This is a genomic window from Candidatus Flexicrinis affinis, from assembly GCA_016716525.1.
GTDB lineage: Bacteria > Chloroflexota > Anaerolineae > Aggregatilineales > Phototrophicaceae > Flexicrinis > Flexicrinis affinis.
In genome coordinates, this window is record JADJWE010000010.1 from 377,607 (window position 1) to 403,739 (window position 26,133).

Annotated in this window: 23 protein-coding genes, 1 pseudogene and 2 riboswitches; of the genes and pseudogenes, 11 read left to right on the forward strand and 13 right to left on the reverse strand. The window is 63.6% G+C overall.

The window, feature by feature from the left end; translation table 11 throughout:
- Positions 1–93 precede the first annotated feature (93 nt).
- From IPM16_23880 to IPM16_23915, 8 genes are all read right to left on the reverse strand, one after another.
- Positions 94–1,296 (reverse strand): ABC transporter substrate-binding protein, encoded by a 1,203-nt coding sequence (locus tag IPM16_23880; protein ID MBK9126149.1) that lies wholly within the window; start codon positions 1,294–1,296, stop codon positions 94–96.
- Positions 1,297–1,405: 109 nt separating this feature from the next.
- Positions 1,406–1,533, reverse strand: a riboswitch (cobalamin riboswitch).
- 23 nt (positions 1,534–1,556) lie between these two features.
- Positions 1,557–2,567 carry an FAD:protein FMN transferase gene (locus tag IPM16_23885; GenBank protein MBK9126150.1) on the reverse strand — a complete coding sequence of 337 codons (1,011 nt, stop codon included), beginning with the start codon at positions 2,565–2,567 and terminating at the stop codon, positions 1,557–1,559.
- Positions 2,568–2,587: 20 nt separating this feature from the next.
- Positions 2,588–2,866 (reverse strand): hypothetical protein, encoded by a 279-nt coding sequence (locus IPM16_23890; GenBank protein MBK9126151.1) that lies wholly within the window; start codon positions 2,864–2,866, stop codon positions 2,588–2,590.
- Entirely contained in the window at positions 2,818–4,056 is a 1,239-nt protein-coding gene (locus IPM16_23895; protein MBK9126152.1) for an FMN-binding protein, read from the reverse strand. Before IPM16_23895 ends, IPM16_23890 begins: the two co-directional genes overlap by 49 nt.
- 85 nt (positions 4,057–4,141) lie before the next feature.
- A complete protein-coding gene (locus IPM16_23900) occupies positions 4,142–4,426 on the reverse strand; it encodes a hypothetical protein (protein ID MBK9126153.1) in 285 nt (94 codons plus the stop codon).
- A gap of 21 nt (positions 4,427–4,447) precedes the next feature.
- Positions 4,448–5,842, reverse strand: coding sequence for a reductive dehalogenase (locus tag IPM16_23905; GenBank protein ID MBK9126154.1), 1,395 nt, complete (start codon positions 5,840–5,842; stop codon positions 4,448–4,450).
- Positions 5,843–5,908: 66 nt separating this feature from the next.
- On the reverse strand, positions 5,909–6,154 hold the full coding sequence (locus tag IPM16_23910) for a zinc ribbon domain-containing protein (GenBank protein MBK9126155.1): 246 nt from the start codon (positions 6,152–6,154) through the stop codon (positions 5,909–5,911).
- Positions 6,155–6,244: 90 nt separating this feature from the next.
- Positions 6,245–6,316, reverse strand: a riboswitch (cobalamin riboswitch).
- A gap of 194 nt (positions 6,317–6,510) precedes the next feature.
- Positions 6,511–7,551, reverse strand: coding sequence for an RNA polymerase subunit sigma-70 (locus tag IPM16_23915; GenBank protein MBK9126156.1), 1,041 nt, complete (start codon positions 7,549–7,551; stop codon positions 6,511–6,513).
- Positions 7,552–7,635: 84 nt separating this feature from the next.
- Here IPM16_23915 and IPM16_23920 point away from each other — a divergent pair, with 84 nt between their 5' ends.
- A complete protein-coding gene (locus IPM16_23920; protein MBK9126157.1) occupies positions 7,636–8,058 on the forward strand; it encodes a hypothetical protein in 423 nt (140 codons plus the stop codon).
- A gap of 135 nt (positions 8,059–8,193) precedes the next feature.
- Here IPM16_23920 and typA read toward each other — a convergent pair whose 3' ends face one another.
- Together typA and IPM16_23930 are read right to left on the reverse strand one after the other, a co-directional pair.
- Positions 8,194–10,053: a translational GTPase TypA gene (typA, locus tag IPM16_23925; GenBank protein MBK9126158.1), complete on the reverse strand. Its 1,860-nt coding sequence runs from the start codon at positions 10,051–10,053 to the stop codon at positions 8,194–8,196.
- 221 nt (positions 10,054–10,274) lie between these two features.
- Positions 10,275–11,249 (reverse strand): acetylxylan esterase, encoded by a 975-nt coding sequence (locus IPM16_23930; GenBank protein ID MBK9126159.1) that lies wholly within the window; start codon positions 11,247–11,249, stop codon positions 10,275–10,277.
- A 525-nt stretch (positions 11,250–11,774) separates the two neighbouring features.
- Between IPM16_23930 and IPM16_23935 the strand changes: the two genes are divergently transcribed.
- The 10 genes from IPM16_23935 to IPM16_23980 all read left to right on the forward strand — a co-directional run bounded on the left by IPM16_23935 (position 11,775) and on the right by IPM16_23980 (position 23,314).
- Positions 11,775–14,216 carry a S8 family serine peptidase gene (locus tag IPM16_23935; GenBank protein ID MBK9126160.1) on the forward strand — a complete coding sequence of 814 codons (2,442 nt, stop codon included), beginning with the start codon at positions 11,775–11,777 and terminating at the stop codon, positions 14,214–14,216.
- Positions 14,189–16,093, forward strand: coding sequence for a hypothetical protein (locus IPM16_23940; protein ID MBK9126161.1), 1,905 nt, complete (start codon positions 14,189–14,191; stop codon positions 16,091–16,093). Before IPM16_23935 ends, IPM16_23940 begins: the two co-directional genes overlap by 28 nt.
- A gap of 266 nt (positions 16,094–16,359) precedes the next feature.
- Positions 16,360–17,817, forward strand: coding sequence for a PAS domain-containing protein (locus IPM16_23945; protein ID MBK9126162.1), 1,458 nt, complete (start codon positions 16,360–16,362; stop codon positions 17,815–17,817).
- 8 nt (positions 17,818–17,825) lie between these two features.
- Positions 17,826–18,425, forward strand: coding sequence for an ATP-binding protein (locus IPM16_23950; protein MBK9126163.1), 600 nt, complete (start codon positions 17,826–17,828; stop codon positions 18,423–18,425).
- A 65-nt stretch (positions 18,426–18,490) separates the two neighbouring features.
- Positions 18,491–18,826, forward strand: coding sequence for a hypothetical protein (locus IPM16_23955; GenBank protein MBK9126164.1), 336 nt, complete (start codon positions 18,491–18,493; stop codon positions 18,824–18,826).
- Positions 18,802–19,269: a PD40 domain-containing protein gene (locus tag IPM16_23960; GenBank protein MBK9126165.1), complete on the forward strand. Its 468-nt coding sequence runs from the start codon at positions 18,802–18,804 to the stop codon at positions 19,267–19,269. The genes IPM16_23955 and IPM16_23960 overlap by 25 nt, the downstream gene beginning before the upstream one ends.
- A 797-nt stretch (positions 19,270–20,066) precedes the next feature.
- Complete coding sequence (locus tag IPM16_23965; GenBank protein ID MBK9126166.1) at positions 20,067–20,381, forward strand: hypothetical protein; 315 nt, start codon at positions 20,067–20,069, stop codon at positions 20,379–20,381.
- Complete coding sequence (locus tag IPM16_23970) at positions 20,371–20,832, forward strand: hypothetical protein (protein MBK9126167.1); 462 nt, start codon at positions 20,371–20,373, stop codon at positions 20,830–20,832. The genes IPM16_23965 and IPM16_23970 overlap by 11 nt, the downstream gene beginning before the upstream one ends.
- Before the next feature lie 534 nt (positions 20,833–21,366).
- On the forward strand, positions 21,367–22,434 hold the full coding sequence (locus IPM16_23975) for a hypothetical protein (GenBank protein ID MBK9126168.1): 1,068 nt from the start codon (positions 21,367–21,369) through the stop codon (positions 22,432–22,434).
- Positions 22,435–23,146: 712 nt separating this feature from the next.
- On the forward strand, positions 23,147–23,314 hold the full coding sequence (locus tag IPM16_23980) for a hypothetical protein (GenBank protein ID MBK9126169.1): 168 nt from the start codon (positions 23,147–23,149) through the stop codon (positions 23,312–23,314).
- Positions 23,315–24,235: 921 nt separating this feature from the next.
- On the opposite strand, the gene IPM16_23985 is transcribed toward IPM16_23980, so the two are convergent.
- The 3 genes and pseudogenes from IPM16_23985 to IPM16_23995 form a co-directional block, all read right to left on the reverse strand.
- A complete protein-coding gene (locus IPM16_23985) occupies positions 24,236–24,469 on the reverse strand; it encodes a hypothetical protein (protein ID MBK9126170.1) in 234 nt (77 codons plus the stop codon).
- Between the two features lie 276 nt (positions 24,470–24,745).
- The gene (locus IPM16_23990; protein ID MBK9126171.1) at positions 24,746–25,219 is read right to left on the reverse strand and encodes a hypothetical protein; all 474 of its coding nucleotides are present in this window, start codon (positions 25,217–25,219) and stop codon (positions 24,746–24,748) included.
- Positions 25,203–25,430, reverse strand: a pseudogene (locus IPM16_23995) (hypothetical protein). Before IPM16_23995 ends, IPM16_23990 begins: the two are co-directional and overlap by 17 nt.
- Between the last annotated feature and the right edge of the window lie 703 nt (positions 25,431–26,133).

Here is a 26,133-nt window from a genome sequence, read left to right on the forward strand (position 1 = left end):
CTGTCTGCGAACGTCTCTCGATTGATCCATGTGCGATGTCCTTGTCGAACGGCGATCCGGGCGGGGCGGCCCGCCCGGACCGTACGATTGCCGCTACTCTGCCGCACCGAGCCGCTGGTAGTACACCAGCTCGTGATCGGGCAGCAGATCGGGGTGGAAGATGGCGATCAGGTCGGCGAGGATGACGTCCGGGTTGGCCGCGCCGCTCTCGAAGTAGTCGCTGCCGCCGTTGACGTTCATCCGCTTGTTGTTGTTCCACACGTTGCCGTTGGCGACGGCGGCAAACGCCTCATACCGCGAGTCATCCGCGAGCATTTGCTCGGTGGTCGCCCAGAACTGATTGGCGTTGACCCAGAATTCGGCCTCCGCGCCGCGCTCGAACACCACTTCGAAATCGAGCGGCACGCTGGTGCCGGGCTGATCGGCGAACAGAAAGTCGGCGCCGGCGTCGGCGATTAACTGCGCGATGGTGCTGGCGCCGCCCGGCATGTACCACGTCCCGCTGAACGGGCTGGCGGCGATGGCGGTCGGGCGCTCCACGATGTCGGCCGTCATGGCCTTTAGCGCCGCATAGCGTTCAGCCACGCCGGAGAACGCGTCGGACGCTTCGGCCTCGGTGTTGAAGAACAGCGCGACGTACTTGCCCCACTCGGCCTGCCCGAGCGGCGAGGTGTCGGCGTAGTCGGCGTTCAAGACCGCCGTGATGCCGGCGTTCTGAAGCTGTTCGAGAGTCGTGCCGCCGGCGAAGAATTCCTGCGCCATCACAAGGCCCGGCTCAAGGCCCAGCAGCAGCTCCATGTTGATGTCGCCGCCGCTTCCGCCGCCGCCGATCTCCACGACGTCGCCGGAAGCGGTCATCTCCAGCACGGTCTCGTTGCTGGTGAACAGCGTGGTGTCGACGCCGATCAGCCGGTCGAGCATGCCTTGAGCCTCGAGATGTGGCAGGATGGTGGTCGTCATGGCGACGAAGCTCTGCACCGGGATCTCGACGGTCACGGCGTCCTCGAAGTCCTCCGGGGCGGGCGTGCCGCACTGCACGAGTACGTAGGTCTGCGGCGTCTCCGCGCCCGGCCACGGCAGCATGGTGACAACTTTGTAGTTGTTGAAGTATTCGACTGAGAAGTTCTCGGCGTATTCGACCTCGACCTTGGCCGGGAAATAGTCGACCGCCGGGTCGTATTCCTCGACGCAGGCGTCAACGAGGTTTGCTTCAGCGGCTGCCCCTTGCGCGGACGCGCCGACGGCCAGCACGGCAATCAAGCCGATCACGAGCAAAACGCGACGTACGGTATTCATCTGGACTCCTTGTCCGATAGGTAGGATGCTGCCCAACAAAAACCCCGCTAGGGAGCGGGGTAAGCGATTAAAAACCACTTATGCTTGTACCCTTTCTCCACGAAGGACACGATCAAGCAAGCCTTCTGGTGAGTCATCGGGCTTCGGCGGATGATGCCGTTACCGTTGCGGGACAGCGCCGGACTTGCACCGGACTTCCCTCACGACAGAAGACGAACTCAACTATGGATGCGCGCTAGCTCAAGGCGAACACTCCTGCATCAGCCCAGCGGAAAACCGGGCGAATAGGCTACAGTCCCAAGTTTCGAAATAACCAAGGCATCTACATCGGGAAGCGTGCCGGCCAACACCAGCCCTTCCCGAGCCCCCATGACCATAAGCGCTGTGGACAGCGCGTCGGCCTCGCACGCGGTCGGCGCAATGACGCTCGCGCCTGCGAGTTCATCCGGCGACACGCCGCTGTGCGGATCGACGATGTGATGCGCGCGGAGGTCGCTGCTAAAAGTATACTGGTAATCCCCCGACGTTGCGATTGCGCGGCCGTCCAGACGGGCGTACATCTGCGGGCTGGCGGGCCGGGGCCGTTGAATCTCGATACGCCACGGGTCGCGCCCCGCCGAACTTACGGTCTGCAAGTCGCCGCCGACCTCGACCATCACATGATCGAACCCGAGGCGCTTGAGCACTGCCGTCCCGGCGTCGATGATGTAGCCCTTGGCGATGCCGTCCAGCGTGACCGCCATGCCCGGCGCGGTGAGGCGTATCTCACCGGCCGCGACGCGGATCCGCCGATAGTCGACCCGTTCCCGTGCGGCAGCAACCGCGACGAGGTCGGGCAATGTGCCGGCCAACGCCGCCTCGCGGTAGACCCGCAGCACCGGCTCGATGGTGACGTCGAACGCCCCGCCCGTCAGATCGCCGAAGCGGACGGCGGTTGAGAGGACGTCGACAAAGGCGGGATGCGGCCTGCGCAGCACACCGTCTGCGTTCAACCGGCTGAGCTGGCTGGCCGGGCGGAAGCGGCTGAAGACGTCTTCCAGCGCCGACATCGTATCCAACGCGGCGACGATCGCTTCGCGCGCATAGACGGGGTCGTCGCTGACGACGTCGAGGTGCGCGATGCTGCCCATCAGCATCCGGGTTTCCGAGACGCGCTGACCGGTGCCAAGCCCCTTGAGCAGGCCGACACCCGCGCCGCCGGCGATCAGCAGGCCCGCCGACGCCGTGATGCGGATGAACTGTCGTCTCGAAATGCCGCTGGACTGACTCATGACGATTGAATTCCGTTTACCTAATGCTCGGCCGGTGTCGGTGACGGCTCGGCATGCTGCCCGCCCCGCCCCTGACCGGCGCCCTGCCCGTGAAACGACTCGGCATCTTCAGCCATCGCCGTCAGCACGAGCGGAGACGGCGTGCGGGTCAAGGTCGCTGTCGGCTCGGGCTGCGCGGCCATGCTGCTCTCCGCCAGCGAGATACCAAGCGTGGCGACGACCAGCAGCACGCACACCCCGACGTAGACGATCAGGAGGCCGTGCTTGACGTCGAAACCGCTTGGCTTCTTCGGTTCCATGCGTTCCTCATCCAGCGGCGAACTTCGCCAATGTAGTCGACCACCGGGTCGAGCGGGCACAGGTAGTTACAGAACGGCCGATAGATGACGAGCGATCCGAACAGGATCAGGATCAACAGCACCCACTGCGGCCACGAGCCTTGCAGATCGAACAGCGTGCCGAATGGCTCGTAGCTGACCGCCCCGGGCTGCCGCATCGCGAGGCCGAGGGCAATCGCAGTGAATGACAGCGCGCGCTGCACCCAACGCAGCTTGTTATAGATCTGGCGCGGCTGATAGGCTTTCGCCCCGCTAATAGTGCCGAGTACTTCCTGCGCGGCCCCGAATGGACAAAACCACGAACAGTACGGGTTCTTGCCTTGAATCAGCGTGACCGTGATGATCCCGCCGACGAGGATGAACCAGTACAAGTTGGTCTGCCAGTCCGGCCACCAGCCCGAGATCAACGTCACTACGTTCGAGAGCGTCCACGGCTTGTTGAAGATGAAGCCAATGACGATCAGCCCGGTCAGCAGCACGGCCCAACGGCCGATGCGTTTCAGGCTGGGGCGATGCTTCAAGCGGTGCAGAAAGAAGCTGACGACGAACAGCGCGATCAGCGTGATTTCCGGCGCGCCGAAGTGGATCGGCCGGACGTCGGGCGGGATTTCCGCGCCGGGTATCGCGTTGGCGGCGATCCCGCGGACGGCAAGCCGGATCGCTTGCGCGACCGCTTCGGACGACAGGGTCGCCCCGCTCACGCCGTCGATGTCCTCGCCAAGCAGGAGCGTATCGCTGTAGCTGGCGCCGGTGAACTGGTCGTAGTAGCCAGCACGGTCAAGCTGGGCGAGGAAGTTGGGCGTTTCGCCGTGGTTGATCATCGTCACGGCGGTGATGGCGCCGTCCGGGTCGGTTCCGACCAGCATGACCATCGGCCCGCCGTAGCCGCTGGCGGTGCCGGCCATGGCGTAACCGACGATTTCGTCGCCGGCATAGCCGGTGAACAGCCCGCCCTCCCCAAGCTCGATGCGGTCGGCGCCCGGCAGCACGTCGCCGACGTACACGTCAAGCGGCACGGCGGCGGTCGCGCTCAACTGGCCGATCAGCCACGCGATCACGAGGATCGCAAACGCGGACAGCGTCGCGATTCCCTGCCGACGCTTCTGACGATTGCGCTGATCTTGGATAGAACGGGCGGCTGACTTAGCCATCTGCGATGGATCCCCGGCGAAGTGGACTGGCGGCCCGGTCAAGGGCGTGGTTGACGTCCCTGACCGGGCCTTGACTGTATGTGCGTTAGGCTGGCTTAGGCTGTTGGCCGCCGCGGCTGCGGAAGATTCGCACGCCGGCGATGGCCGCAAGGATCAAGCCGGGCAGGCCGAAGGCGAGCAGCAGGACGCCCGCTGCGCGCGGTTCGAGCTCTGCCATCGAGCCGCTGTAGTTCACGAGCGCGAACCAGAAGAACACGAGTGCCAGCGCGAGCAGGATCCAATCCAGCAGTGCGATCTTGATGCCGGGCCGGTGCGCCAGATAGATGGCCGCGCCGCCGATCAACAAACCGAGAACGAAGTACAGCAACATGGTTTCAATTCCTTCCTCGCGTTACCCGCGGTAGTTGTCGCGGTGGCCCTGAGTCGAGTCGACACCGAATTCCGGTAGATCAAGCGTCCACCATTCTTCCGGATCCTTCTGCGGTTCGTCGATCGGGCCGGGGCTGTAGACCGTACGGCTCAAGCTGGCGAGCGCACTGTTGAAGATGGTGGTCGTTCCAACGACGCCCTTGACCATCTGGTGGATGAGGGCACGATCCTTGACCGAGAACGGGCAGACCGAGAAGCAGATACCGCAGTTGGTCCCGACTTCGGCCCAGTAGTTGCGGCAGGTCAGCGAGTTTTCGTACCACGTCTTGACGCCGCCGCGGTTCCAGCCGCCCTGAGTCTCGTAGGAGGGTTCGGGCGCGGTGCTGAGCGAGCCGGACGGGCAGTAGGTCGCGCACGTCATGCACGACTTGCAGAAGTTCATGATGCCTGCGTTGATGGGCTTGGTGGGGGCAAGCGGCAGGTTCGTGATCATCTTGAAGACACGGGCCATTGGACCGTATTCCGGGGTCACGAGGCGGTTCAAGCGCGACATTTCGCCTAGCCCGGCCAGCGCGCCGAACGCCGGCGCAATACCGAGCGCATTGGTTTCGGCTTCGCCCAGCCCGTAGTAGCCGATGCCGCGCAGGAAGCCCTGCAGGCGGCTTTGCACGGCGCGATTGATCGCGTAAGTCATGGCGGTCGTCGCCGCGCCGACCGGGGTTGGGCTGCGCGTCATGCCTTCCTGCGACATCTGGATCGTCCACGTGATGACCCAGCGCGCCGATTTCGGGATGATGCGCTGTGTCTCGGTCTCTTCCGGCAGTTCGTGCTCTTCGCTGATGACGACTTCCTTGCCGTCCGGGTCGAACGAGTAGATCAACTTTTCGGTGTTCTCGTCCAGTTCGACGAAGCCGACCGTCGCGGCACCAAAGGCCCGCAGCGCGGCGCGGATCATCTCCGAGTTCTCTTCCGGGGTGCCTTCCCATGGGGTGAGGCCGGTCTCGCTCGGCGGCAGCACGTTGGTCGGGCCGAGGAAGGACTGCGTCGCACCGATGCCGCTGGCGCGGTACAGCGCGATGTCGCGGATCGAGTAACCGCGCTGGCCGGCCTTCGACCGTTCGTAAATGCTGCGCGAGCTCAGGTCCTGAACCGCTGCGAACTCCTGCTCGTCCAGATACTTGCTCCAACCGCGGCGGACGGTGTTCCGTTCGTCAAAGCGGTAAATGGCCGACCAGTCGACTTCGACCGTCGGCAGTTCGATTTCGCGAACCCACGCCGGGCGTTCGAGCAGCCCGGGTTTGTCGCCCCAACTTTCGCCAAGTTCGGCGATCGGGCCGAGCATGGTCGCGCCGGCGGTGGCCGCTCCCAGCAAGCCCATATCCCTCAAAAACTCACGTCTGTTCAAACTTGATGGCATGACTGGCGCTCCTTAGAACTATCCTTGCCGTGAATGTGGATCGGCCGCAATTACTCACTATGTCGGTCAGCGCGGTCTGCAGGTGCTACAGCCTGTCGCAGCAAGACCGCATCCAGCACACGACGGGCCGGCCGCGACGGCCCGCTTTTGCCCATCTGAGCTGTTCGAAAAGATCGCCACAAGGCTGATCAGCCGCTGGGTGTCTTGCGACTGGCATTCCGGGCAGCTTTCCGCGGCGTTGGCTTCCGCCATCGGTTTGCGCACTTGGAACGTCGCCTTGCAGCTTTTGCAGAGGTAGTCGTAAACTGCCATCCGGGCACACCTCCTGCCTATAAAAACGAACGCCGGCCACGTCTTCACGTGTACCGGCTCCCTAAGGCTCGTAGGGCATTTCGGCCGATTGGGTTCCCTGGCTTCGCAGGATGTTCCTGCATCACAGCTGCGGCTCAGCACCGGATTCGCACCGGTTTCCCCCAAATCTGTTGCCCAGATTATCCCGTGTTCACGGCGAAACGTCTGTCGGGAAGGTTGTGATTGTTTGTCCGGAATTTCTCGACGGTCTGAGGGCCGGTCGTGTCGGAAAATTCCCTACACGGGTCCGTCAGACCGCGTGTGGCGCCGGCGGACCACCCTTAGACGTGCGCTGTGTGCTCCGCGCCCGCTGTGGATCAATCGTCCGTTCCCACGCGTTCGCTCAACCCGAACGCCGTCATCAGCCCCGCCGCGCGGAAGGTCGTGATGTCGGCGATGCGGCCATCCACTACGGTCAGCACCTGTATCCCGTAAGCGGCGTACTCGCCGGGGGCGGTCTGACGGTACAGCCCGAACGCCGGCTGACCGTTGGCCCGGGCCGGGATGATCCGCCAGCGACTGTGCGCCTCGCCGGCGAACACGGTGCGCGCCACCAGCGTGCGGATCGCCTCGCGGCCTGCGTACCACGACGGGATCGGCGGCATGCTAAAGCGCGCGTCGTCGCGCAGTAAGGCGATCAATCCGTCGACGTCGGCGGTCTCCCACGCCTGCACGTAGGCGGCAAGCTGCTCGGCGGTCGGCTCGTCCAACGGGGCGGAGAGGTCCGCGCGGGCGGCCAGCGTCGTACGGGCGCGGTGCAGCGCGCTCTTCACCGCCGATACGGTCGTATCGAGCAGATCGGCGATCTCGCGTGCCTGCCAGTCAAGCGCGTCCTGCAGAATCACGGCGGCGCGCTGGCGCGGCGGCAGCAGTTGCAGCGCGGCGATAAACGCAAGGCGAATACGCTCGCGGGAAAGCGCGATCTCTTCGGGGTCAGGGTCTCCGCCGGCCAGCAGATCGTCGGGGTACGGCTCAAGCCAGATCGGCTCGTGCACGTCGGCGGGGATCGGGCCGGCGGGGTCCGACGCGTCCTCGCGCGTGGCCGGCACATAGCGGCGCGGGCGCTTCCTCAGCGCGTCGAGGCAGGTGTTGGTCGCGACTTTGTACAGCCACGCGCGCGCGGCCTCCGGCCGTTCGAGCGTTTCGCGGCGGCGCCATGCCTTGAGGAATGTCTCCTGCACCATGTCCTCGGCGTCGTGCAGCGCGCCCATCATGCGGTAGCAGTGGACGTGAATCTCGCGCCGGTACCGTTCGGTCAGTGCGCCGAATTCAGCGCGGTCGTGCCCGCTCACGGACATACGCAGCCTTTCGTTGTTTCGTGTGCTCCGATTATACGAATCGAATTCATTCGACCGCATCCTTTTGGCGCGCCGGTTCGTCATACAATACGAGTGCAGTGAAATCGCGGCTGTGCTCGTTCGAACCGAATCAGGGAGGCACGCATGACCGACGCATACGAGGTGAAAGGCAGCGGCACGAAGGACGATCCGTGGGTGCTCAAGACGCCGCCGCTGACGTCCGAGTACACGCTGCACAAGGATGAGTCAAAAGATCCGCCGGTGCTGGTGTGCACGGTGGGAAAGACCGTGCTGCATTACGACCTGCGCTGCATCGAAGACCTGCACGCGATGCTCAAGGCACACGGCGACTGGATGGAGCTGGGCAGCGCCGACGAGCAGAAGGACGCCAAGCCCGGCACGGTCGAGGCGTGGGGCCGTTCGCCGGACAACCCGGTCGGCGGATGGTACGGGCTGAAGAAAGGGTATCGCGGGCGCTTCGGCATGTACATCCCGCCGCTGTTGGAGGCGCTCGGTCTGGCCGAGGTCGAGCACAACGCCCGCGGCAACCGCATGCGCGCGAAGTAGGGTTCTCTCACTGACACAGGCTCGGTAAATGACAGCCCCCACCACACAGCAAAAGCCCCTCTCATGCGAGAGGGGCGATGCTGTCAACTGAGGTCTGACGTCTGACCACTGACTCCTGAAACCTGACCTCTGCCCTTACGCTTCCACCAACTTGCGCTTGGCCTTTTCGGTCTTCATGCGCAGTTCGGTGTTCAGGATGCGCTTGCGCAGGCGCAGGCTCTCCGGCGTGACCTCGAGCAGCTCGTCGTCGTCCATGAACTCGATGAAGTCATCGAGGCTCATGCGGCGCGGCGGAACGAGGCCGGCGGTCGTCTCGCTGGGCTTGGCGCGGAAGTTGGTCAGGTGCTTGGCGCGCGTGATGTTCATGCTCAGGTCTTCGGGCCGGATGTGCTCGCCGATGACCATGCCTTCGTAGACATCCGTGCCGGGGTCGACGAAGAACGTGCCGCGCTGCTGCAAGCCGACCAGCGCATAGGCGGTTGTCGTGCCGCCTTGATCGGCCACCAAGCTGCCGAACTGGCGGTGCGGCGGGAGCGCCTGCACCAGCGGCAGATAGTCGTAGAACAGGGTATGAAGCTGGCCCATGCCGCTGGTCGCGCGCATGAACTGGCTCTGCAAGCCGAGCAGGAAACGGGTCGGCGCACGGTACGTGATGTACGTCGTGCCGTTCTCGCTGTACATGTCGAGCATTTCACCGCGGCGCGCGCCCATCATCTCGAACACCACGCCGGTCGAGTCGTCGGCGACCTCGATGTGCACGTCTTCGACCGGTTCCAGCACTTCGCCGGAATCCTCGTCACTGTGGAAGATGACCTCGGGCTTGCTGACCTCGAATTCGTAACCCTCGCGGCGCATCGTTTCGATCAGGATGCCGAGGTGCAGTTCGCCGCGCCCGCTGACGATAAAGCGGTCGGGCTGATCGCCGTCCGCGACTCGGAGCGCGACGTTCTGGCGCACTTCGTTGAACAGGCGCTCGCGCAGGCGGCGCGACGTGCCGAGGCCGGTCTTGCCTTCCTTGCCGGCGAACGGCGAGGTGTTGACGCCGAACGTCATCCGTACGGTCGGCTCTTCCACGCTGATCGGCGGCAGGCCCTCATTGACTTCTGGCGCGCCCAGCGTATCGCTGATGTACACCTGATCGAACCCGGCCAACGCCACGATGTCGCCAGCGGACACCTCGCTGACTTCCGTCCGGGCGAGGTTATGGAACGTGAACAGGTACTCGATGCGGCCGGTCGTGCGGTGGCCGTTGGGCTGGATGCGCACGGCGGTCTGGCCCTTGCGCAGCGTGCCGGAACGTAGGCGTCCGACGGCGATCTGGCCTTTGAAGTTGTCGTAGTCGAGCGTCGTCACCAGCAGGCGCGCGGGCGTATCGGCGTCGATCTCCGGCGCCGGCACATGCTTGACGATCGTCTCGAACAGCGGCGTCAGGTCGTCGGTCAGCGTGTCGGCCGTGTATCCGGCCCGGCCTTCGAGGCCGATGGCGTAGACGACCGGAAAGTCGGCCTGCTCGTCGGTGGCGCCCAGTTCGATGAACAGGTCAAACGTGTCGTTAAGCGCCTCGTCAAGCCGGGCGTGCGGACGGTCAACCTTGTTGATCACGACGATCACGCGCAGGCCGAGCGCCAGCGCCTTGCGCAGCACGAAGCGGGTCTGCGGCATCGGGCCTTCGACCGCGTCGATCAGCAGCAGGGCGCCGTCGACCATGTTCAGCACGCGCTCGACCTCGCCGCCGAAGTCGGCGTGGCCCGGCGTGTCGACAATGTTGATCTTGGTGTCGTGCCACGTCACGGCCGTGTTCTTGGCCAGAATCGTGATGCCGCGCTCGCGCTCGAGCGCGTTGCTGTCGAGGATACGCTCGCCCGCGCCGGCGGCGGCGTTGGCGTCGCGGAAAACCTTGGACTGCTTGAGCATGCCGTCGACCAGCGTCGTCTTGCCATGATCGACATGCGCGATGATGGCGATGTTGCGGATATCGTTCCGGGTGGTTTTCACCGGATTGCCCTCATGTCTAAATCAGTGGGGTGATGCAGCCCGCCATTGTAGCAGAGCCGATGCCAGCCCGCGTAGGGTGGAGACGATATGGGATGGCGAATGGTCGCGAGGCGATGGGGGCGACGCCTGACGTAACGGGCAACAACGGGCGCAGCATGCTGCGCCCCTACATGCCCGCAGTGATCTTTCTGGTTCTCTGTGATCGCTGTGTCTGATTCATCCTACAGCCCCCACTTACCGCGGGCGAAGCGGAGTTTCTCGCCGGCGTGCAGGTCGGCGCCGCCTTCGTGCTGGTTGTATGGATAGACCCGGATCTGCTTCGGTGTCTGCACGTGGTTGTAGGCCGCAAACACCGTCGACGGCGGACAGATTTGATCCATCAACGCGGTGCTGAACAGGCATTCGGCGGTGATGCGCGGCGCGAAGTTCATACCGTCGAAATACGCCAGCGTCTGGAACACACGGTCGTCGTAGATGCGGTGGATCTTGAGGTAGTTCACGATCTCCCCATAGGGCATTGCGTCCGTCAGACCGACTGCGCGCCCGAAGTTGCACAAAAACGGTACGTCCGGCATGCACAACTGGACGGCATCGGCCATGAGCGCGGCCGCGGCGATCGCGAGCCCGCCGCCTTGACTGCCGCCTGTGACAGCGACCCTGCTCGCATCGACATCGGCGCGGCTGAGCGCGGCCTCGACCGCGCGAGCGGCATCGGTCATCGTACGGCGGTAGTAGTACGTTTTGGGCGATTGGATGCCCTGCGTCATAAAGCCGGGGTAGAACGGATTGGCGCCGTCCGGCAGATCGGGCGTATCGCCGTGGCTCCACGCGCTGCCCTGTCCGCGCGTGTCCATCACCAGATGCGCGCATCCGGCGCTGGCCCACATCAACCAGTTGTGCGGCAGTCCGCGCCCGCCGCCGTAACCGATATACTCGACTACGCACGGCAGCGGGCCATCGACGCCGGCGGGGCGCACGTACCACCCCTTGATCCGCTGGCCGCCGTAGCCGGAGAACGTCACGTCGTACACGTCGACCCGGCTGAGCGCGGCATCGACGCGGACGAATTCGGCATTGAGGGGATGCCGCCGGGTTTCTGCCAGCGTGTCCGCCCAAAAAGCGTCGAAGTCGGCCGGCGCGGTGAGGGCAGGGCGGTAGCTGTCGAGCTGTTCACGGGGAAAATCGAAGAATGGCATAGCTTGGAAACTCCGCGGGTGGAATAGCACTCGACGCGATATCGAACGCTGCTCCGATAACTGTAACGCAGCACCGCGTCTTTCGCCCCGCCGCCGCGCAATGAATGGTTCTTGGTGGAATGGTACGTCGATACTCCATGTGTTAGGTTTCACAAACACCCTAATTGAATTCTTGTTAGATGAGAGGTCTGGACAATCGCGTAACAACCGGCTATATTCTTCGGCACATCCTCACCACGCACTCGAATAGTGTTCATTCATGCTCGTAGTTGTCGCTGTATGACAGCCAGTCACCCGTACCGAGAGACACATCGCGTGACGCGCTCGCACCTGCCCAACGTCCTCACACAAACCTCACCGCTTTATACGCCGGGTTATCCGGCCCGCTTGATTCCCTCTGGTGGTTCTACGGAGCGGCAGATGATGCCGGGTTCCGTGGTGTCACGCATGTCGCACGCAGCTGGGGTGCGCGGCGGCATTCGTCATCGTTCGCTTTCTTAGGCTGTTGGAAATAAGGAGCCCTCAATGAAAGCAAGTAGTTCCCGTATTCAGCTGGCGGGTGTCGCCCTCCTCTTGGCCGTGATGGTCATGAGCGTGGCACTGCCGGCCGCCGCACAGGCCCCACGGCCGATGCGGCACGTACAGGGCGACGCTGCCGTCCGCGGTGAAGCCGTGGCCGACGTCGACCTCTCTCGCTCGGTGGTTCAGGCGGACGGCCGCGTACAGGTCATCGTTACGCTGGCTGGCACGCCGGCGGTGGCCGATTACATCGCCGCAGGTGGCCGCGGCAACCACGCAGCCGCGCTCGGCACGGCCAGCATCCGTGAGGCGCAGCTCCGCGCCGATCAGAACGTGTTTGCGGCCGGCGCCAGCAGCCTCGGCGCGACGGTTGTCAACAGCAGCGCGTTCCTCGTCAACACGGTAACGGTCGCCGTGGCGCCCGATCAGGTCGCTGCGCTCCAGCGCCTGCCCGGTGTGGTCAGCGTGCATGCGAACCGCATCATCGAACGTGCCGACACCACGAGCGTCCCGTTGATCGGTGCGCCGGACGTGTGGGAAAACGACGGCTTTGACGGTGCCGGCGTTGTCGTCGGTGTCGCAGACACCGGTATCGACTACATCCACACGCACTTCGGCGGCAGTGGCGACTACAACGACAACCCGGACACCACCAACAGCGCCGACTCTGCCTTCTTCCCGGCTGCAGCCCCGGCCGCATACGGCGCTCCGAAGGTCGTGGGCGGTTACGACTATGTCGGTGATGGGTATGATGCGTCGACCCCTGGCATGACTACGCCTGTACCGGATGACGATCCGATCGATTGCGCCGAGGCCCTCGGTGGCGGTCACGGTTCGCACGTGGCCGGATCGGCCGCCGGTTACGGCGTCGTTCAGGCGACCGGCGCAACCTACACCGGCCCGATGGACACGTCCTACTACGGCAGCTTCCCGAACCCGACCGCCACGCTGCGGATCGGCCCGGGCGTGGCCCCCGGCGCTTCGCTGGTCGCGCTGCGTATCTTCGGCTGCAACGGCTCGGTCGGCACGGACGTGCTGCTCGACGCCATCGAAGACGCCGTGACCGGCAGCTATCCGACCAGTGTCGCGGCGGCGCAGGTCCCGGTTGACGTGCTCAACATGTCGCTGGGCAGCAGCTACGGTGGCGCCCTGCATGACGATCCGTTGGCCGTGGCGCAGGATGCCGCGACTGCCGCGGGCATGATCATCGTCGACTCGGCCGGCAACAGCGGCAACGTCCCGCTCATCACCGGCGCCCCGGGTGCGGCCAACAGCGTTATCAGCGTCTCCAGCTCGCTCGATACCTCGGCGGTTGGCGACGTGGTGCTGTACCACAACACGGGCCTCGGCTCGCCGGGACAGTACCCCGGCGCGGCAGCGGCCTTTAACAACGGCCTGGCCGTCCCGCTTACCGGCGATCTGGTCGTCGCGCAGCCGCTTGACGGCTGTACGGCGCTCACCAACGCCGCCGAAGTCGCCGGCAACGTGGTGCTGATCCAGCGCGGTGTTTGCGGCTTCGTTATCAAGGGCAACAATGGCTTCGCCGCTGGCGCTTCGGGCGTGATCGTGTACAACAATCAGGGTGACGGATTGGTCACCATGGCGGCGGATGGAATCAACCCGTTGTTCAACCTGCCGGCTTACTTCATCGGCCAGACCAACGGCACGACGCTGAAGGATTCCTACGACGACGCAATTGCTAACACGACCGCGCTGCCGTCGGTCACCTTCGACTTCGGCACGCCGACCGTGTTCGCGACGGAGACGGTCGACACGCTGTCGTCGTTCAGCTCGCGCGGCGGTATCGTCCGCAGCACGGGCGACTTGACGCTGAAGCCGAACGTAACTGCCCCGGGCAATACCATCACCTCGGCCCGTTCCGGCACCGGTGATGGTCTGTACGTCATCAGCGGTACGTCGATGGCGTCGCCGCATGTCGCCGGCTTTGCCGCGCTGCTGCGCGAGAAGTTCCCGGTGGCCCCGGTCAGCGCCATCAAGGCGATGATCATGAACACGGCCAACAACGACATTTTTGCTGGCCCGGCCAGCCTGCCGCCGCAGCACGTCGGCACAGGCCGTGTGGACGCAGTTGATGCGTTCGACGCCGAAGTGATCGCTTACGCGACCGACAACCCGGCGAACGTCGCGCTGTCGTTCGGCTATCCGCACGTTCTGACTGGCACGACCTACAGCAATACCAAGTCGGTCACGATCCAGAACCTGAGCGCCAACGCGTACACGTTCGATCTGTCGTACGTGGTGCGCTCGGATCATCCGCTGGTTGACGTCACGGTTACCCCGAGCACAATCGCGGTCGCCGGCAACACGACGGTCACGTTCGATGTCGAATTCGAAGCCGCGCTGGATGGTGCGGGCACCAACATCAACACGTACGCGCCGGCCGCCGGCAGCACTCGCCGATGCCGGAAGAAGCGGGCATCCTGTTGATCGAAGATCAAGGCGCGACGCATCCGGACATGCGCGTTCCGGTTTACGGCATGCCGCAGATCACCGCCGACATGGCCGCTACGCTCGACCTCGGCGGTGCGTTCAGCGGTGTCAACATCGCCTTCGACGGGACCGGCCTCGATACGTCGGGTGTCGGCGCACTGGGCGCCAACATCGTCTCGCTGGCGACGCTCTCCGAGTTGGTCGCGGAAGACCCTGTCGGTGACGCTGCAGGTGTCTACGTCCCGCGCCCGGGCGACAACTTCCCGCAGACCAACGGCGCGGTCGACATCACGCATGTCGGCATCACCAGCGACTTCCTTGGCGGCGCGGGCGGCAACACGGTCGTCTACTTCTCGATCGCCGTGGCGGAAGAGTGGGTTGCCCCGTCGGACATCTTCTTCAACATCTACATCGATGAGGACTTCGATGGTTCCGAAGACTTCATCGTCTACAACAGCACCAGCAACGCGACGTTCTCGTCGGCGTTCATCGACGTACACGGCTACTACGGCTTCGGCGCGGGTGCTGGCGTCAGCTTCGGCCAGTTCATCAACGGCTTCTCCGGCTCGAACATCAACACCATGCACCGCAAGAACAACGTCATGGTGATCCCGATCTTCCTGTTCGGGGTAACGGGCTTCCTTGGCCCGGGTGGGACGTTCGATTACTGGATCGAGTCGTCGACGCGCGATAGCGACCTCGAGGTCGTGAGCGATACCGTTGGCAGCGTCGGCACGCCGTTCACGTACGACGTCTTCGCTGAGAACTACTTCTTCAACGACCTGCTCGGTCAGGCTGGTGGCCCGTACATCGGTCTGCCGGCGTGGTACGACCTCGACGGCTATGCCGCCCCGGTTGACGTGCTGCCGACCGCCAACTTGGCCGCGCTGCCAGACATCCTCGTGCTGCACCACCACAACGAGGACGCGGCGACCCGCGCCGAGGTGATGGACATCAGCGCGTTCACGATCACGCTGCCGAGCGAGACCGAGTTCGACCTGCTCAGCCCGGCCAGCGGCGCGTACGTCCGCAACACCGCCGCGATCACGGCCGCGACGTGGGAAGACCTCGGCGGCACGGTCATCGGCTACCGCTGGGTGCTGTCGCAGTTGTCGACCAACACCCGCCTCGGCACGGTGCTCGACCTGCAGAACCTGACCCCGATCGCTGACACCGACCTGCTCGAATGCGACGGCTCGGTCTGCACGCTGACGATCCCGGGTGCAATCTCCGCGACACTCGGAGACGGGCAGTACGCGTGGACGGTCACCGCGACCGACTCGGTCAACGGCACGATCGAAGCGACCAATGGTCCGTACTTCTTCACCATCGAGACCAATGACATCGAACTGGTCGTCAACGGCGGGTTCGAGGATTGCGTGGCCAAGGTTGCGGCGCCGTGGACCGGCACCGGCTGCAAGCTTGACAACGCCAAGTCCTACACGGGTGACGGCTTCTACAACGGCAAGCCCGGCAAGAAGCTGAAGCAGGACATCACCCATCCGGCAGTCGCAACTCTCGGCGCCGAAGATCTTGACTTCAGCGGCTACTTCGATGCCAAGGCCTCGGCCGGTAACATCGCAGTGCTGAAGGTCAAGTACGTCGACCCGAATGGCGGCGCTGGCGGTGATGGCAAGGACAAGCTGAAGCTCAAGTTCACGATCGACTCGGTTGGCTACGAAGCCCTGAACGGCACGTTGAGCCTGACCGGCCCCGTCACCTCGGTGAAGGTGCAGGTCGGCAGCAACACCGGCAAGGCTAAGGCCGATGATGTCAGCCTCGTGGTGGCCGGCGTAAACGGCCCGGCGCCGCGCGACGACGGTGGTCTGCTGCCGCCGCCTGCTGCTCCGGGTGGCTTCCGCGGTAACAACTAGTCACTGTCTCCTTCACTGTGGCCGGGCGGCGGCTTGGCCTGAGACAGCATAAGTCCAACACAGCGCCCGTTCCGTTGACCGGAACGGGCGTTGTCTTGTAATATGCCTAGTGATACATCTGTACTTACATGCCGATATTGCAGCTACATTGATTGTGTCCCGTTGGACCCGAGGCTACCCTGAATGAGCGCGTCAACCCAGCCCGAACTCCCTGGCTTGACGGCCTACCCGCGCTTGCGCGCAGCCTGCCGGATACTGCCATACTTATGTTCGACAACAACCTGCGCTTTCTTCTGGCTGAAGGGCGCGACCTGCCGGCGTTCGGTTTCAACGCCGCGCGCATCGTCGGCTACAGGTTGGACGAGGCGCTCAACAGCGATCTGGCACGACGCTACGAATCGCACTTTCTGGCGGCGCTGCGCGGCCAGCAGACAACCCTCGAAGAGTCGTTCAACGATGGGCGTTCCGTCTACAGCATTCAGATCGGTCCGGCGCGGGACGCCGACCAGTCGGTGGTCGCCGGTGTCATGGTGTGCCGCAACATTACCGCGCAGCGTATGGCCGAACGCAACCTACGCGAAAGCGAAGCGCGCACTCGTGCGCTGATCACCGCGATGCCGGACACGATCCTCGTTTTGAATCACGATGGTCTGGTGGTCGATTACATTCCCAACCGCGTAATCGACATCGGCGTGACGCTGGTGCCGGGCATGAACATCCGCGATCTGCCCGCGCCAGAATCGATGCTGCGCAGGGCCTTCGACATGATCGACCGGACGCTGCGCGAGGGGGCGATACCGCCTGTCGACATTGCGTGGACGCTTCCGAACGGTTCTACGGCGCACTACGAGCTGCGGTGCGTCGCCGTTACAGACCGTCAGGTGATGATGCTCGTGCGCAACATCACGACCCTGCGCACGGCCGAAGCCGCACTGCGTGCTCGCTTGGACGAATTGAGCGCACTGCGCGTTCTGGAGGCGCGGCTCTCCGACAGCATCGACTACGAACGCGTGCTGGATGTCGGCGTCGAAATTTCTCGGCAGCTCAGCGGCGCATCGGCCGGATTCATCGCCGTACAGCAGGCCGGCGATTTTCGCCTGATGCGTGCATTCGGCAGCGAGGCGGCATACCGGTTCAGCACGGTCGAGAATCTGGTCCAAGGCATCTGCGGGCGCGTTCTGCGCACACAAAGGCCGCGTTTGTCCCTGACGTGTCCGCCGACCCGGACTATATTTGCGGCGCTGCCGGAAACAGTCGCACAGATCACCATTCCGCTCATGACGCATCGTGGACTGGTCGGGCTGTTGTCGCTCGAGTCGGACGTGCCGAATCAGTTCACCGAGACGCTGTTCAGCGTGCTGTGCATTCTCGCCGGGCGCTTGGCCGTTGCACTCGACAATGCGCAGCTTCACGCGCAAACCGTGCAGCAGCTCGAAGCCCTGCGCGAACTCCACGAACGCGTGAGCGATCTCGAACAGGTCAAGACGATCATGCTGCAGCTTGGCGCGCATGACTTGGGCGACCCGCTGATGCTGATCAACAACTTCGTGGCGTACCTGCGCGACGACCGGCAGCAGGGCATGCCGGTTGGCAAAGCGCAGTTCGAGTATCTCGAGCAGATTGAAACGGCCGCCGAGCGGATCTATCGCATTTCACGCGACATCCTCGACGCCGAGCGTGTCGACCTGCTGATCGACTCTGAACGTTTCGAGGGCTGTCACTGACGGCACTGGTGAACGACGTGGTCGATGCCCAGCGGCCCGCCGCCGAGTCGAAAGACCACTCGCTGTCGATCGACCTGCCGCATGACCCGGCCACGGTCGAAGGCGTCGGCGCCGTGCTGGCGCAGTCGGTGACGGATCTCATCAACAACGCCATCAAGTACACGCCGCAAGGCGGCTCGATATCCGTGCGCGTGCGCCCTGACGGGGACGACTACGAGTTCAGCGTGACGGATACCGGCTTCGGGATCCCTGACGAAGCGAAGGATCAGCTATTCAGGCCGCTGTCGCGGGTCGGATCGCGCGAGACGCGCCGTATTGCCGGGACGGGCTTCGGCCTGTACCTCGTCAAGCGCATCGTCGAGCGCCACGGCGGGAGCGTGTTCTTCACGAGCGTGCTGGGCAGGCGGCGTTCGGGTTCCGCCTGCCCAAGGCGCTCGCTCCGTGATCCGCCGCCTCGCCGCGATGGGGGCGATCTGGGCGTGGCGCTGGTCGCCATCTTTGTCGTTCGCGCGGCGGCAAGCGGCGTGCGCACGCCGCAGGTCACGTTTGCCGACGCGCCGCCCGGCCTGTATGCCACGACATCTACCATCACGTTAAGGCTACGCTGATCAGGGCACTCGACCGCCTGCCGGTCGCGTGGGCGTGGTCGCCGGACGGGTCGCGCCTCGGCTACGTGCTGCTCGACGGCACCGACGGTGGGTACGATTTGCTGACGTGGCTGCCCGGCACGCGCAGGTCGGTTCTTCACGTCGAGGATATGCCGTTCGGTTCGCCGCCGGCATGGTCGCCCGGTCGCAGTCGATCGTGTATGTCGATCAGCGCCAAGACCTGTATCCTCGCGCTGGCGGGCGGCGCGCGCTGCCTGAACGTCCAGCCTGCCGGTCAGCCGACGTGGGCGCCGGACGGGTCGGCGGTGGCGTACCTGTCGCGCGTGCGCGCTGGCGGCTTGCAGCGCGTCGAGGTCGACAGCGGGCAGACCCACCGTTGTTCACCGGCATTGACGGGGTGAACAATCCGCGCTGGTCGCCGGATGGCGCGTGGATCGCGTTCAGCTACGAACCACCGCAGGACGATACGCGCCACCTGTATATGGTCGCAGCCGACGGCGGAGAGCCGATCCTGTTGACCGATCAAGATGGATGGCAGGATCAGGCGGTGTGGTCGCCGGACAGCCAGCGGATCGCCTACAATCATTATCCGGCCGCGCCAAACAGTCGGCCCGACGTGGCGGTGGTGGATATCGAAACGCGGATCACGTTGGTGACGCGCCACCCGCAAACCGACACCGATCCGCGCTGGTCGCCGGACGGGAGATCGTTGGCGTTCGTGAGCGACCGCTACGACGTGCGTCCGCGGCTGCATGTCGTGCCGGCCGACCGCCTCGACGCCGTCGAACCGATCAGCGTGCCGGGGATCGCGATGCGCCTATACGCGTACGCGTGGCGGCCCTGAGCGCGCTGCGCGCCGAGGATAAGTCCCCAGATCGTAAGTGCAAGGGGCCAATGCCGGGGATGAATCCCCCGGCTAATACGTTCAAAGCCCGCTAAAAAGGGGCTTGCTGGTGATGCCTTGCGCAGGCGGAGAACGGGAGAAGCCCGTGCCGCATCGCAACGCAGCCCTCACTCCTCCGGCCATGATTCGGACCTCACCCGGCCCCTCTCCCGAGGAGAGGAGAAAAGACTACGCGTGGGACACAGATGCCCCTCTGCACATGGGAGACGGGTTGGGGTAAGGTTTTCCAGGGTGAGCGGCGCGGTCTCAATCTCCGTCATACCGCGCCTTGTGGTGGGAGAGGAAGGTAATCTATGAAATTTGGCGTTGTTTCTCCGCAGGACTGGGGCTGAAGTCCGCCGACGTCGTCCACAGACGTGCTGCTGCCGGCGGTTGGCGTATCCCCATCTGAACTGGAACACCGCATTCGTCACTATGCATACGACTGGGCGCAGCGGCACTTCGATGACGAGACCGGGGCATTTCTCGGCTTTTACAGCGCGGCCACGAAGCGCTTTGAACCGCCGCAAACCGTGAACCTCATCGCTCCGTAGCAGTTTCTTGCCGCCTACGATCATTATCAGGACGAAAGCTGCTGACCCAAGCCGCCCGCGCGACGGACTGGTTCTACCGGCACTTTGTCGTCACCCATCCGATGAGCGTGGTCATCGGCGGCGTAACCGGCCCCTACCGCCGGCGGAACTGTGGACCAAGTTCACGGCGGAATTTGTCATCCTGTGGCAGGGCTTCATGCCGGAATGGCGGTTCGTCTATTTGGACCGCGCGCGGCAAGCGCCGGATTCCTCGTGCAATCCACGGTACGGCTTTCGGCCCGTACAACATCGCGCAGGACTCGTGGCGGGAGCTGGGCTGGCAGTCGTTTGGCCGGGTGGTGGAGCGTTCTTGCTGCTGGCGGATGTCGGCGGCGAACCAGATGGCACGATTACGCGCTGAAATGGGGCGAATACGGCCTGTCGCTGCAGGCGGACGACGGCAGCTTCTACCTGATCAACGACGACTATTTCAACACCGATATTGCAGCGGATGAGCTGAGCATGCGTCATGCTGTATGAGCACGCGGCAGGCGTGTTCTTGAACGCCGCCGAGCGTTTCGCTGAATGGCTGCGTGCACGGCAAAATGCCGACGGCTCGTGGCCGCTGACGATCGACCGCGATGGCAACGTGGTGGTGCCTACCGTCGGGCCGGGCGACATCCCGAATATCGCCATCGCCTTGCTACGCCTTCATCACGTCACGCGGAAGCCCGTCTATCTCGACGTGGCGTGCCGGGCGCTGCGCTATTCGCTGACCGTGCAGGTTATCCCCGGCAGCGATCATCCCTACAGCGACGATCCGACGCTCAGTGGGGCTTCTGGTCATGGGATCCGTACTACGACTTCACCCTCTCCGGCGACCAAGCTACCCACCATGTGCGCGGCTTTTTGTTCGCGCTCGACTACCTGTTGCAAGGCGATTGAAGTCTGTGACGTCCGCGCAGGCAGCACGCGCGGGGGTGTGCAGTAAGATCGGGCTGCGCGGGTCCGCCTCCGCCTGGCGTACCGGGAACGGCGCCCGACCGGCCAGACCAGCAAGGGTGGATCCCGGATGTCGCAGCGGTATTTGAGCAGCCCCACGCGACCAGATTCACGCACCGCAGACGTCGTGATCATCGGCGGCGGGCCAGCCAGCACGGCGGCGCTGTGGGCGATAGCGCGCCGCGCCCAGACCGGGTCGTCCTTATCGAGCGAAGCGACCGCCTCGGCCCAGGAAGTTCGCTCGCCTCGCTGGAGTGCTTCCGAACGTGTTGGCCGACGCTGTGCCTCGCACGGCAGATGGCGCGCAGTGTGGAGGTCTTCCACAACGCCGACGCCTACCTCGGCGACGGCGCAGCACATGCGCTGGCGATGAAGGAACGCGGCTATCTGTTCTGCGCGTTTACCGAAGCACAGGCGTCTGCCCTCGCCGCGGACGTCGTTCACCTGCGCGGTATGGGTCTGACACACATCGAATACCTCGACGCGGTTGGGTGCACCACCGCCTGGTTGGCTCAGCGAGCGGGTGATCGCCGCGAAGTACGACCCGGTCGCCGGGTGGCTGGACTCGAACGCGCTGATTTACCGGTACGCCCGGGTGCGCCCTCCGCCACGATCCTGCTTGGCGTGCAAAGACACGCAGATCCGCGTCGAGAACGGACGCGTCCGCGGCGTGTCCGACGCCCCCGGCGACATCGCGTCACCCCATGTCGTGATCGCCTCGGAGCCAGCGCCCGTGCCGGCGGAAGCGCGCGGGATTCGAACTACCGGTCATGCGCCCCCGCCAGAGTTTCCACCGGGTTGGCGTCACGATCCGTTTCCCGAGGACGCACCCATGATTATCGGCGCGGCACCGTATCCGCACGTGCACGTCGAGGCGAAAACCAGCACGATCTTCGGCTGGGAGTACCAATGGCGAACCAAATCGGCCCGGCGAAGAATACGGCGCGAACGCCGCGCGACGCGATCATCGATCGGTCACGCCCGTCGAGCAGTTGAAGGATCCGCGCTTTCCGTCGCTGACGCTGCTGCAACTCGCGCCAGTTCGGCCACGCGGACGGTGAGGATTTTGCCGACCCGCGCTACCTGCGCGGCATCTTCGCACAACATCGGTTACTACGTCTACCGCGACGCCTCGGTGGCGTACCGTACGCTGCCCGACGGCCGCACGCAGCCGTATGACGGCGAACGCGCCATCATCGATTCGGCGCCGAGCATCGACGGACTGACCGTCTCGATCGCGCATGCCGGTCACGGCATCATGACCTCGCCGGCGGCGGGGAAATCGCGGCCTGCAAAGTCCTCCGGGCTTCCGCTGGCCGACCCGAGCTTCAGCCACTTTGGCTGGGACGTGCCGTGGGTCGAGCACGGCGGCAACGCTTTAACCGGCGCGCGCATGTGGGCAGCAGGGCAGTTCGCCGCTCCGGACCTGCCCCAACCGGTCCGTGAGCATCCGCGCCACCGCAGGCGTGACTCTGCGCAACGCGGAACAGTCGCGCGTCAGGCCACCGGTGCGGCTACTCACTTGGCAGTGCGTCGCGGTCCGCCGTGCCGCGTCGCCCTCAACCTGCGTGCCTGGTTGGTGTTAGAATAACGGAGCGGATCGAATTCCCGTTTGCAGAACTTCTGCTCAGACGCTTGGCGACACACATAGGAGGATCTAATGTCCCGATTGGTGGCGCTGATGCGTTCGTTCTAATAGTCGGAGGTTTTGGACCGCCGCTCAAATTGGCCAAAGCGGCAGCGTGACCGTGCTTCATGACGATTTCGGTCAAGATACCGGCGCGTGGTCGTTGGCCCGCGCAGGTCCGGCACCCGCGTGATTGAAGGCGGTCAGCTACGCATCACAGACTTCGAACATTTTGAACCAACCAGCTATCTTCTTGCGGACTCTATTCGATCTTGAAATCGCTAAGATACGACACTGCTCAGCGGCAACGACCGCGCGTGGCATGTCTTTATTGCGCTACGCCGTTCATCCTGATCCTCATTTGCACGCGTGCGGCGATCGCATCACGAACCAGATATGGTCGACTGCCGGCGGCCACACGAAACCGTCCTTGCGCAGTGGGCGATGAGCGCCAGAGGCGCGTGCGGCAGGCATTTCGGTTGTCCCCGACTGCGGTATGGGTCAGGCTTAAACAACACGCTCAGGATCTGGCGGTGATTAACCGCTCGCTCCCGGGGATACGCCCCACTTGCGGCGTGCGGCGCTCTGGGATAGAGGTCTTCCGCAAGAACCGACCCCGCCGTGGGGGGTACAGTTGTTCGTTTCATATCAACGGCTGGCCAACGAATATGATGAATTGACTTTAGTTCTGCGCAATGGCGCGGTGACCAAAGTCGACGCGTTGACCGAGCCAGAAACGCTCACGTTCGATGGACTCGGTGAATTCGACGCGTTCGTCACATCCGGAGGACCTCCACCCGTACCGTATTCACTCGAAGGGACGTTGGAAGTTCTACAAGAATGAAACCCTTCGTTATCCCAGGCACCCGCCAGTTCAAGGCGTTCAAGGATCGGCCTGTTCAAAGAAGAGCCGCTGACAATCACGCCCAGGTTTTCCGTGGCTCCGCGCCAGCTGGTTCACATCTCGGCCCGCAACCGAGCGGGGCCGTTTCATGGATATATGTCTGATGCGGGCGCGGAACGGCGAGCATTGATGGTCAGCGCGTGTCGGTGATCGTGGGGCTGATGGACCGCTATGATGAAAATGCCGACTTCACAGCGATGGAACGCCTGACAGGCTGGCACGCGGCGATCATAACGGTTCATTGCCCGTGGAGAAGTAGAAGCTGGTGTCCAGCCTCTTGGGAACTGGCGATCTCAGCAACACGATTCGTAGACGAAGGTGCGTCGGCGCGGGATCGCGATCACCGAGCGTTGGCAGGAATCGGGTTCGGCGGGCACGTAGAGACTGCCGCTGGCAGTCGTCAGCCATATCGCGCGCACCAGCGAGGCCGGTGATCCTCGTGGATGGTGTTCTGACGGTCGAGGTCACGGATCCACGCACGTATTCGGTCCTCCTAAACCACAGCGGCATCTGGTGGCCTTCGCAGGCCGCGAGGTTCTTAGCAGCGAGGATCGGTTGCGGTGACGATGGTTGGGCGCAGGCTCGGTGCAGCGGGCTGTTAAGCGATTCGAGGGTGCACAACGGTGCGCCGTATCGACCTTGATGAGCTTCACTCTGACTGGTAGCAGAGACAGGGTGGTTACCGGTGACGCCTGCAGCGTGCCAGTTAACGGAAAGGCTGAAGTCGGTTGAACTGAACAGCCCCTCGATCGTATGGCGCTGGTTTCGATGTTGTGACGTCAAACCGATCCGCATTACTCGACTACAAAATGAGTATGTACCCAGCACCGCCTCATGCGTAAGCCACTCGCTGGCACCCGTTTATAACGCGTCAATGACGGGCAGATGAACCGTCGCCGTAGTGTTTGGCGGAACCGTGACGTCATACTCCAAATCCGGTGCTGTCGAGCTTCCAGCCAGACACCAACGTGCCATACAGGGTCTCAATGTTGCCCGCGCGAACGTCAGTCCACCGCCGGGCGGGGCCGCTGAGATCGTGTGCTTGTGGCCCGGAGCAGAGGGATCGGGGTTGATCCCGGCGATCACCTTGTACATCCGGTCCCCGGTGCGCCATACGCGTAGTGGTTAGAAGAGTTTCCATCCTCCGAGGAATTCAGAGCCGTTTCTCTTCCGTCCACCCGTCCCACCGTTCCCAGATCGTCGTCACGCCGGGGAGTCGCGGCGTACAGCAGCGACTTGCAGCTCTTCTGCCAGCCTTGAAAGCGCATATACCGCGTCCAGTTCGCCGTTCGCGCTGGGGCGTGATTCTGGTAGGAGGAAGCCCACAAAGCCTGTGGACAGGTGCGTAACCCGCCGTTTGAGGTCCTCGACTTAGCTCCTTTGCCGATCGGACGCATATCCTCTGGGGAGTAAATCGAAGTGGAGCGCCAGAACATTACGCCGTCTGAGTCGGCGTAGATAAATCAGTGTTGAACACTTCCGACGCGATCTCGCCGTAATCGACGACACGTAGGTTGCCTCGCGAGGAAACTTTATCCGCGGCATCCAGTTGTCGCCGGATCGGAGATGGCTTGACAGGAACAACCATTGCGACCTGCCGCCAGGAAGCGATTGCAGATACGGTCTTTGTGTCCTCGAAGACCTGACGATGCCGCGCAGCATCATCCGGTTGTTCAGTACCGTGGCGATCTGCGACAACAGGTCAGCATCATAGGCGAGAAACGCCGTGCCGAGCAGGTCGCGCGGGGTTGATGCGTTGATGGATCGAATTCCCTTAAACCCAGCCACCTCGTAATCCGGCTTTGGCAAGATCGGTCCAGGACTTGTCTCAATCAAGAAGTCCATGGAACCGCGTCATCACGTCGCTGGTTCTCTTCGAGGATGTGCGGACGTCGCCGTAACTCTGATAGATCGTCCACGGACAGATGATCGCGGCATCCCGGCCGCAGGCGTGTTTCTCCGTCCGACGGCACGTCGGTTTGCGTAAAGGAACTTCGGCTGGGATTGAACCGTCCGGGTTTTGAGCGTCGCGGGCGTCTTTGGCCCACTTTCGGCTTGCTGAACTTTTATACGTTCATGTTGAAAGGCCGCCATCTTTAATGAAACACCTGAATATCGCCGGTCCTTGACCCGTTCATCACGCTGCGGGCAGTCGGTCGGGACATCGACGAAGATTACCTTTTTGGCCCCACAAGATGTTGCGCTGGAGCTGGTTGATCAGCGTTCAGGTGCCCTCAAAACGTCCCGGTCTGCTCCATGTCCGAATGCACGACAATGCCGGTGGCCGTATCGGCGCTGACCGGCCCCGGATAGCCCTCGATTTTCGACGTGGCGGAAACCGTGGAATGTGAACTTCCCGGTTCCCAGATCTCTTCATAATTCCGCCAGAGGTGTAGTAGTCGGTCAGAATGCGCCGATCTCCAGGACCGTCGTATACAGAAGAGCCATCGGGATTACTTCCTTACCGAAAACCCAGGATCCCAATATGGGGTGTTGCCTCATGGCACCAGACCCTTGAATCATGCCCACCCGACCATGTTCTGGCCCAGATCAGATCCCCAACGCGTCCGTCCGCCCGACTCCCGGTCGGTCAAGGTGACCGGTGTCAGTTCATGGATTCGTTTCACGGTCGGCCCATTGAGCACCACAACGCGGACATCCCGGATTCGCGAATGCCATCACAGGCTGCGACAGCGACGGGTGGACCTCAGGCGTATCCCACCCGTCTGACCTCCTTGCGCGCATCGTTATGCTTCGCC

What these genes read in the sequence shown, in the direction of transcription:
- IPM16_23910 (MBK9126155.1), bottom strand. Translation starts at nt 6,154, where the DNA reads ATGGCAGTTTACGACTACCTCTGCAAAAGCTGCAAGGCGACGTTCCAA.
- IPM16_23935 (MBK9126160.1), top strand. Translation starts at nt 11,775, where the DNA reads ATGAAAGCAAGTAGTTCCCGTATTCAGCTGGCGGGTGTCGCCCTCCTC.
- IPM16_23905 (MBK9126154.1), bottom strand. Translation starts at nt 5,842, where the DNA reads ATGCCATCAAGTTTGAACAGACGTGAGTTTTTGAGGGATATGGGCTTG.
- IPM16_23885 (MBK9126150.1), bottom strand. Translation starts at nt 2,567, where the DNA reads ATGAGTCAGTCCAGCGGCATTTCGAGACGACAGTTCATCCGCATCACG.
- IPM16_23945 (MBK9126162.1), top strand. Translation starts at nt 16,360, where the DNA reads ATGTTCGACAACAACCTGCGCTTTCTTCTGGCTGAAGGGCGCGACCTG.
- IPM16_23930 (MBK9126159.1), bottom strand. Translation starts at nt 11,249, where the DNA reads ATGCCATTCTTCGATTTTCCCCGTGAACAGCTCGACAGCTACCGCCCT.
- IPM16_23940 (MBK9126161.1), top strand. Translation starts at nt 14,189, where the DNA reads ATGCCGGAAGAAGCGGGCATCCTGTTGATCGAAGATCAAGGCGCGACG.
- IPM16_23920 (MBK9126157.1), top strand. Translation starts at nt 7,636, where the DNA reads ATGACCGACGCATACGAGGTGAAAGGCAGCGGCACGAAGGACGATCCG.
- IPM16_23965 (MBK9126166.1), top strand. Translation starts at nt 20,067, where the DNA reads ATGGCGGTTCGTCTATTTGGACCGCGCGCGGCAAGCGCCGGATTCCTC.
- IPM16_23970 (MBK9126167.1), top strand. Translation starts at nt 20,371, where the DNA reads ATGCTGTATGAGCACGCGGCAGGCGTGTTCTTGAACGCCGCCGAGCGT.
- IPM16_23985 (MBK9126170.1), bottom strand. Translation starts at nt 24,469, where the DNA reads ATGTACAAGGTGATCGCCGGGATCAACCCCGATCCCTCTGCTCCGGGC.
- IPM16_23915 (MBK9126156.1), bottom strand. Translation starts at nt 7,551, where the DNA reads ATGCGGTCGAATGAATTCGATTCGTATAATCGGAGCACACGAAACAAC.
- IPM16_23990 (MBK9126171.1), bottom strand. Translation starts at nt 25,219, where the DNA reads ATGGACTTCTTGATTGAGACAAGTCCTGGACCGATCTTGCCAAAGCCG.
- IPM16_23895 (MBK9126152.1), bottom strand. Translation starts at nt 4,056, where the DNA reads ATGGCTAAGTCAGCCGCCCGTTCTATCCAAGATCAGCGCAATCGTCAG.
- IPM16_23890 (MBK9126151.1), bottom strand. Translation starts at nt 2,866, where the DNA reads ATGGAACCGAAGAAGCCAAGCGGTTTCGACGTCAAGCACGGCCTCCTG.
- IPM16_23880 (MBK9126149.1), bottom strand. Translation starts at nt 1,296, where the DNA reads ATGAATACCGTACGTCGCGTTTTGCTCGTGATCGGCTTGATTGCCGTG.
- IPM16_23900 (MBK9126153.1), bottom strand. Translation starts at nt 4,426, where the DNA reads ATGTTGCTGTACTTCGTTCTCGGTTTGTTGATCGGCGGCGCGGCCATC.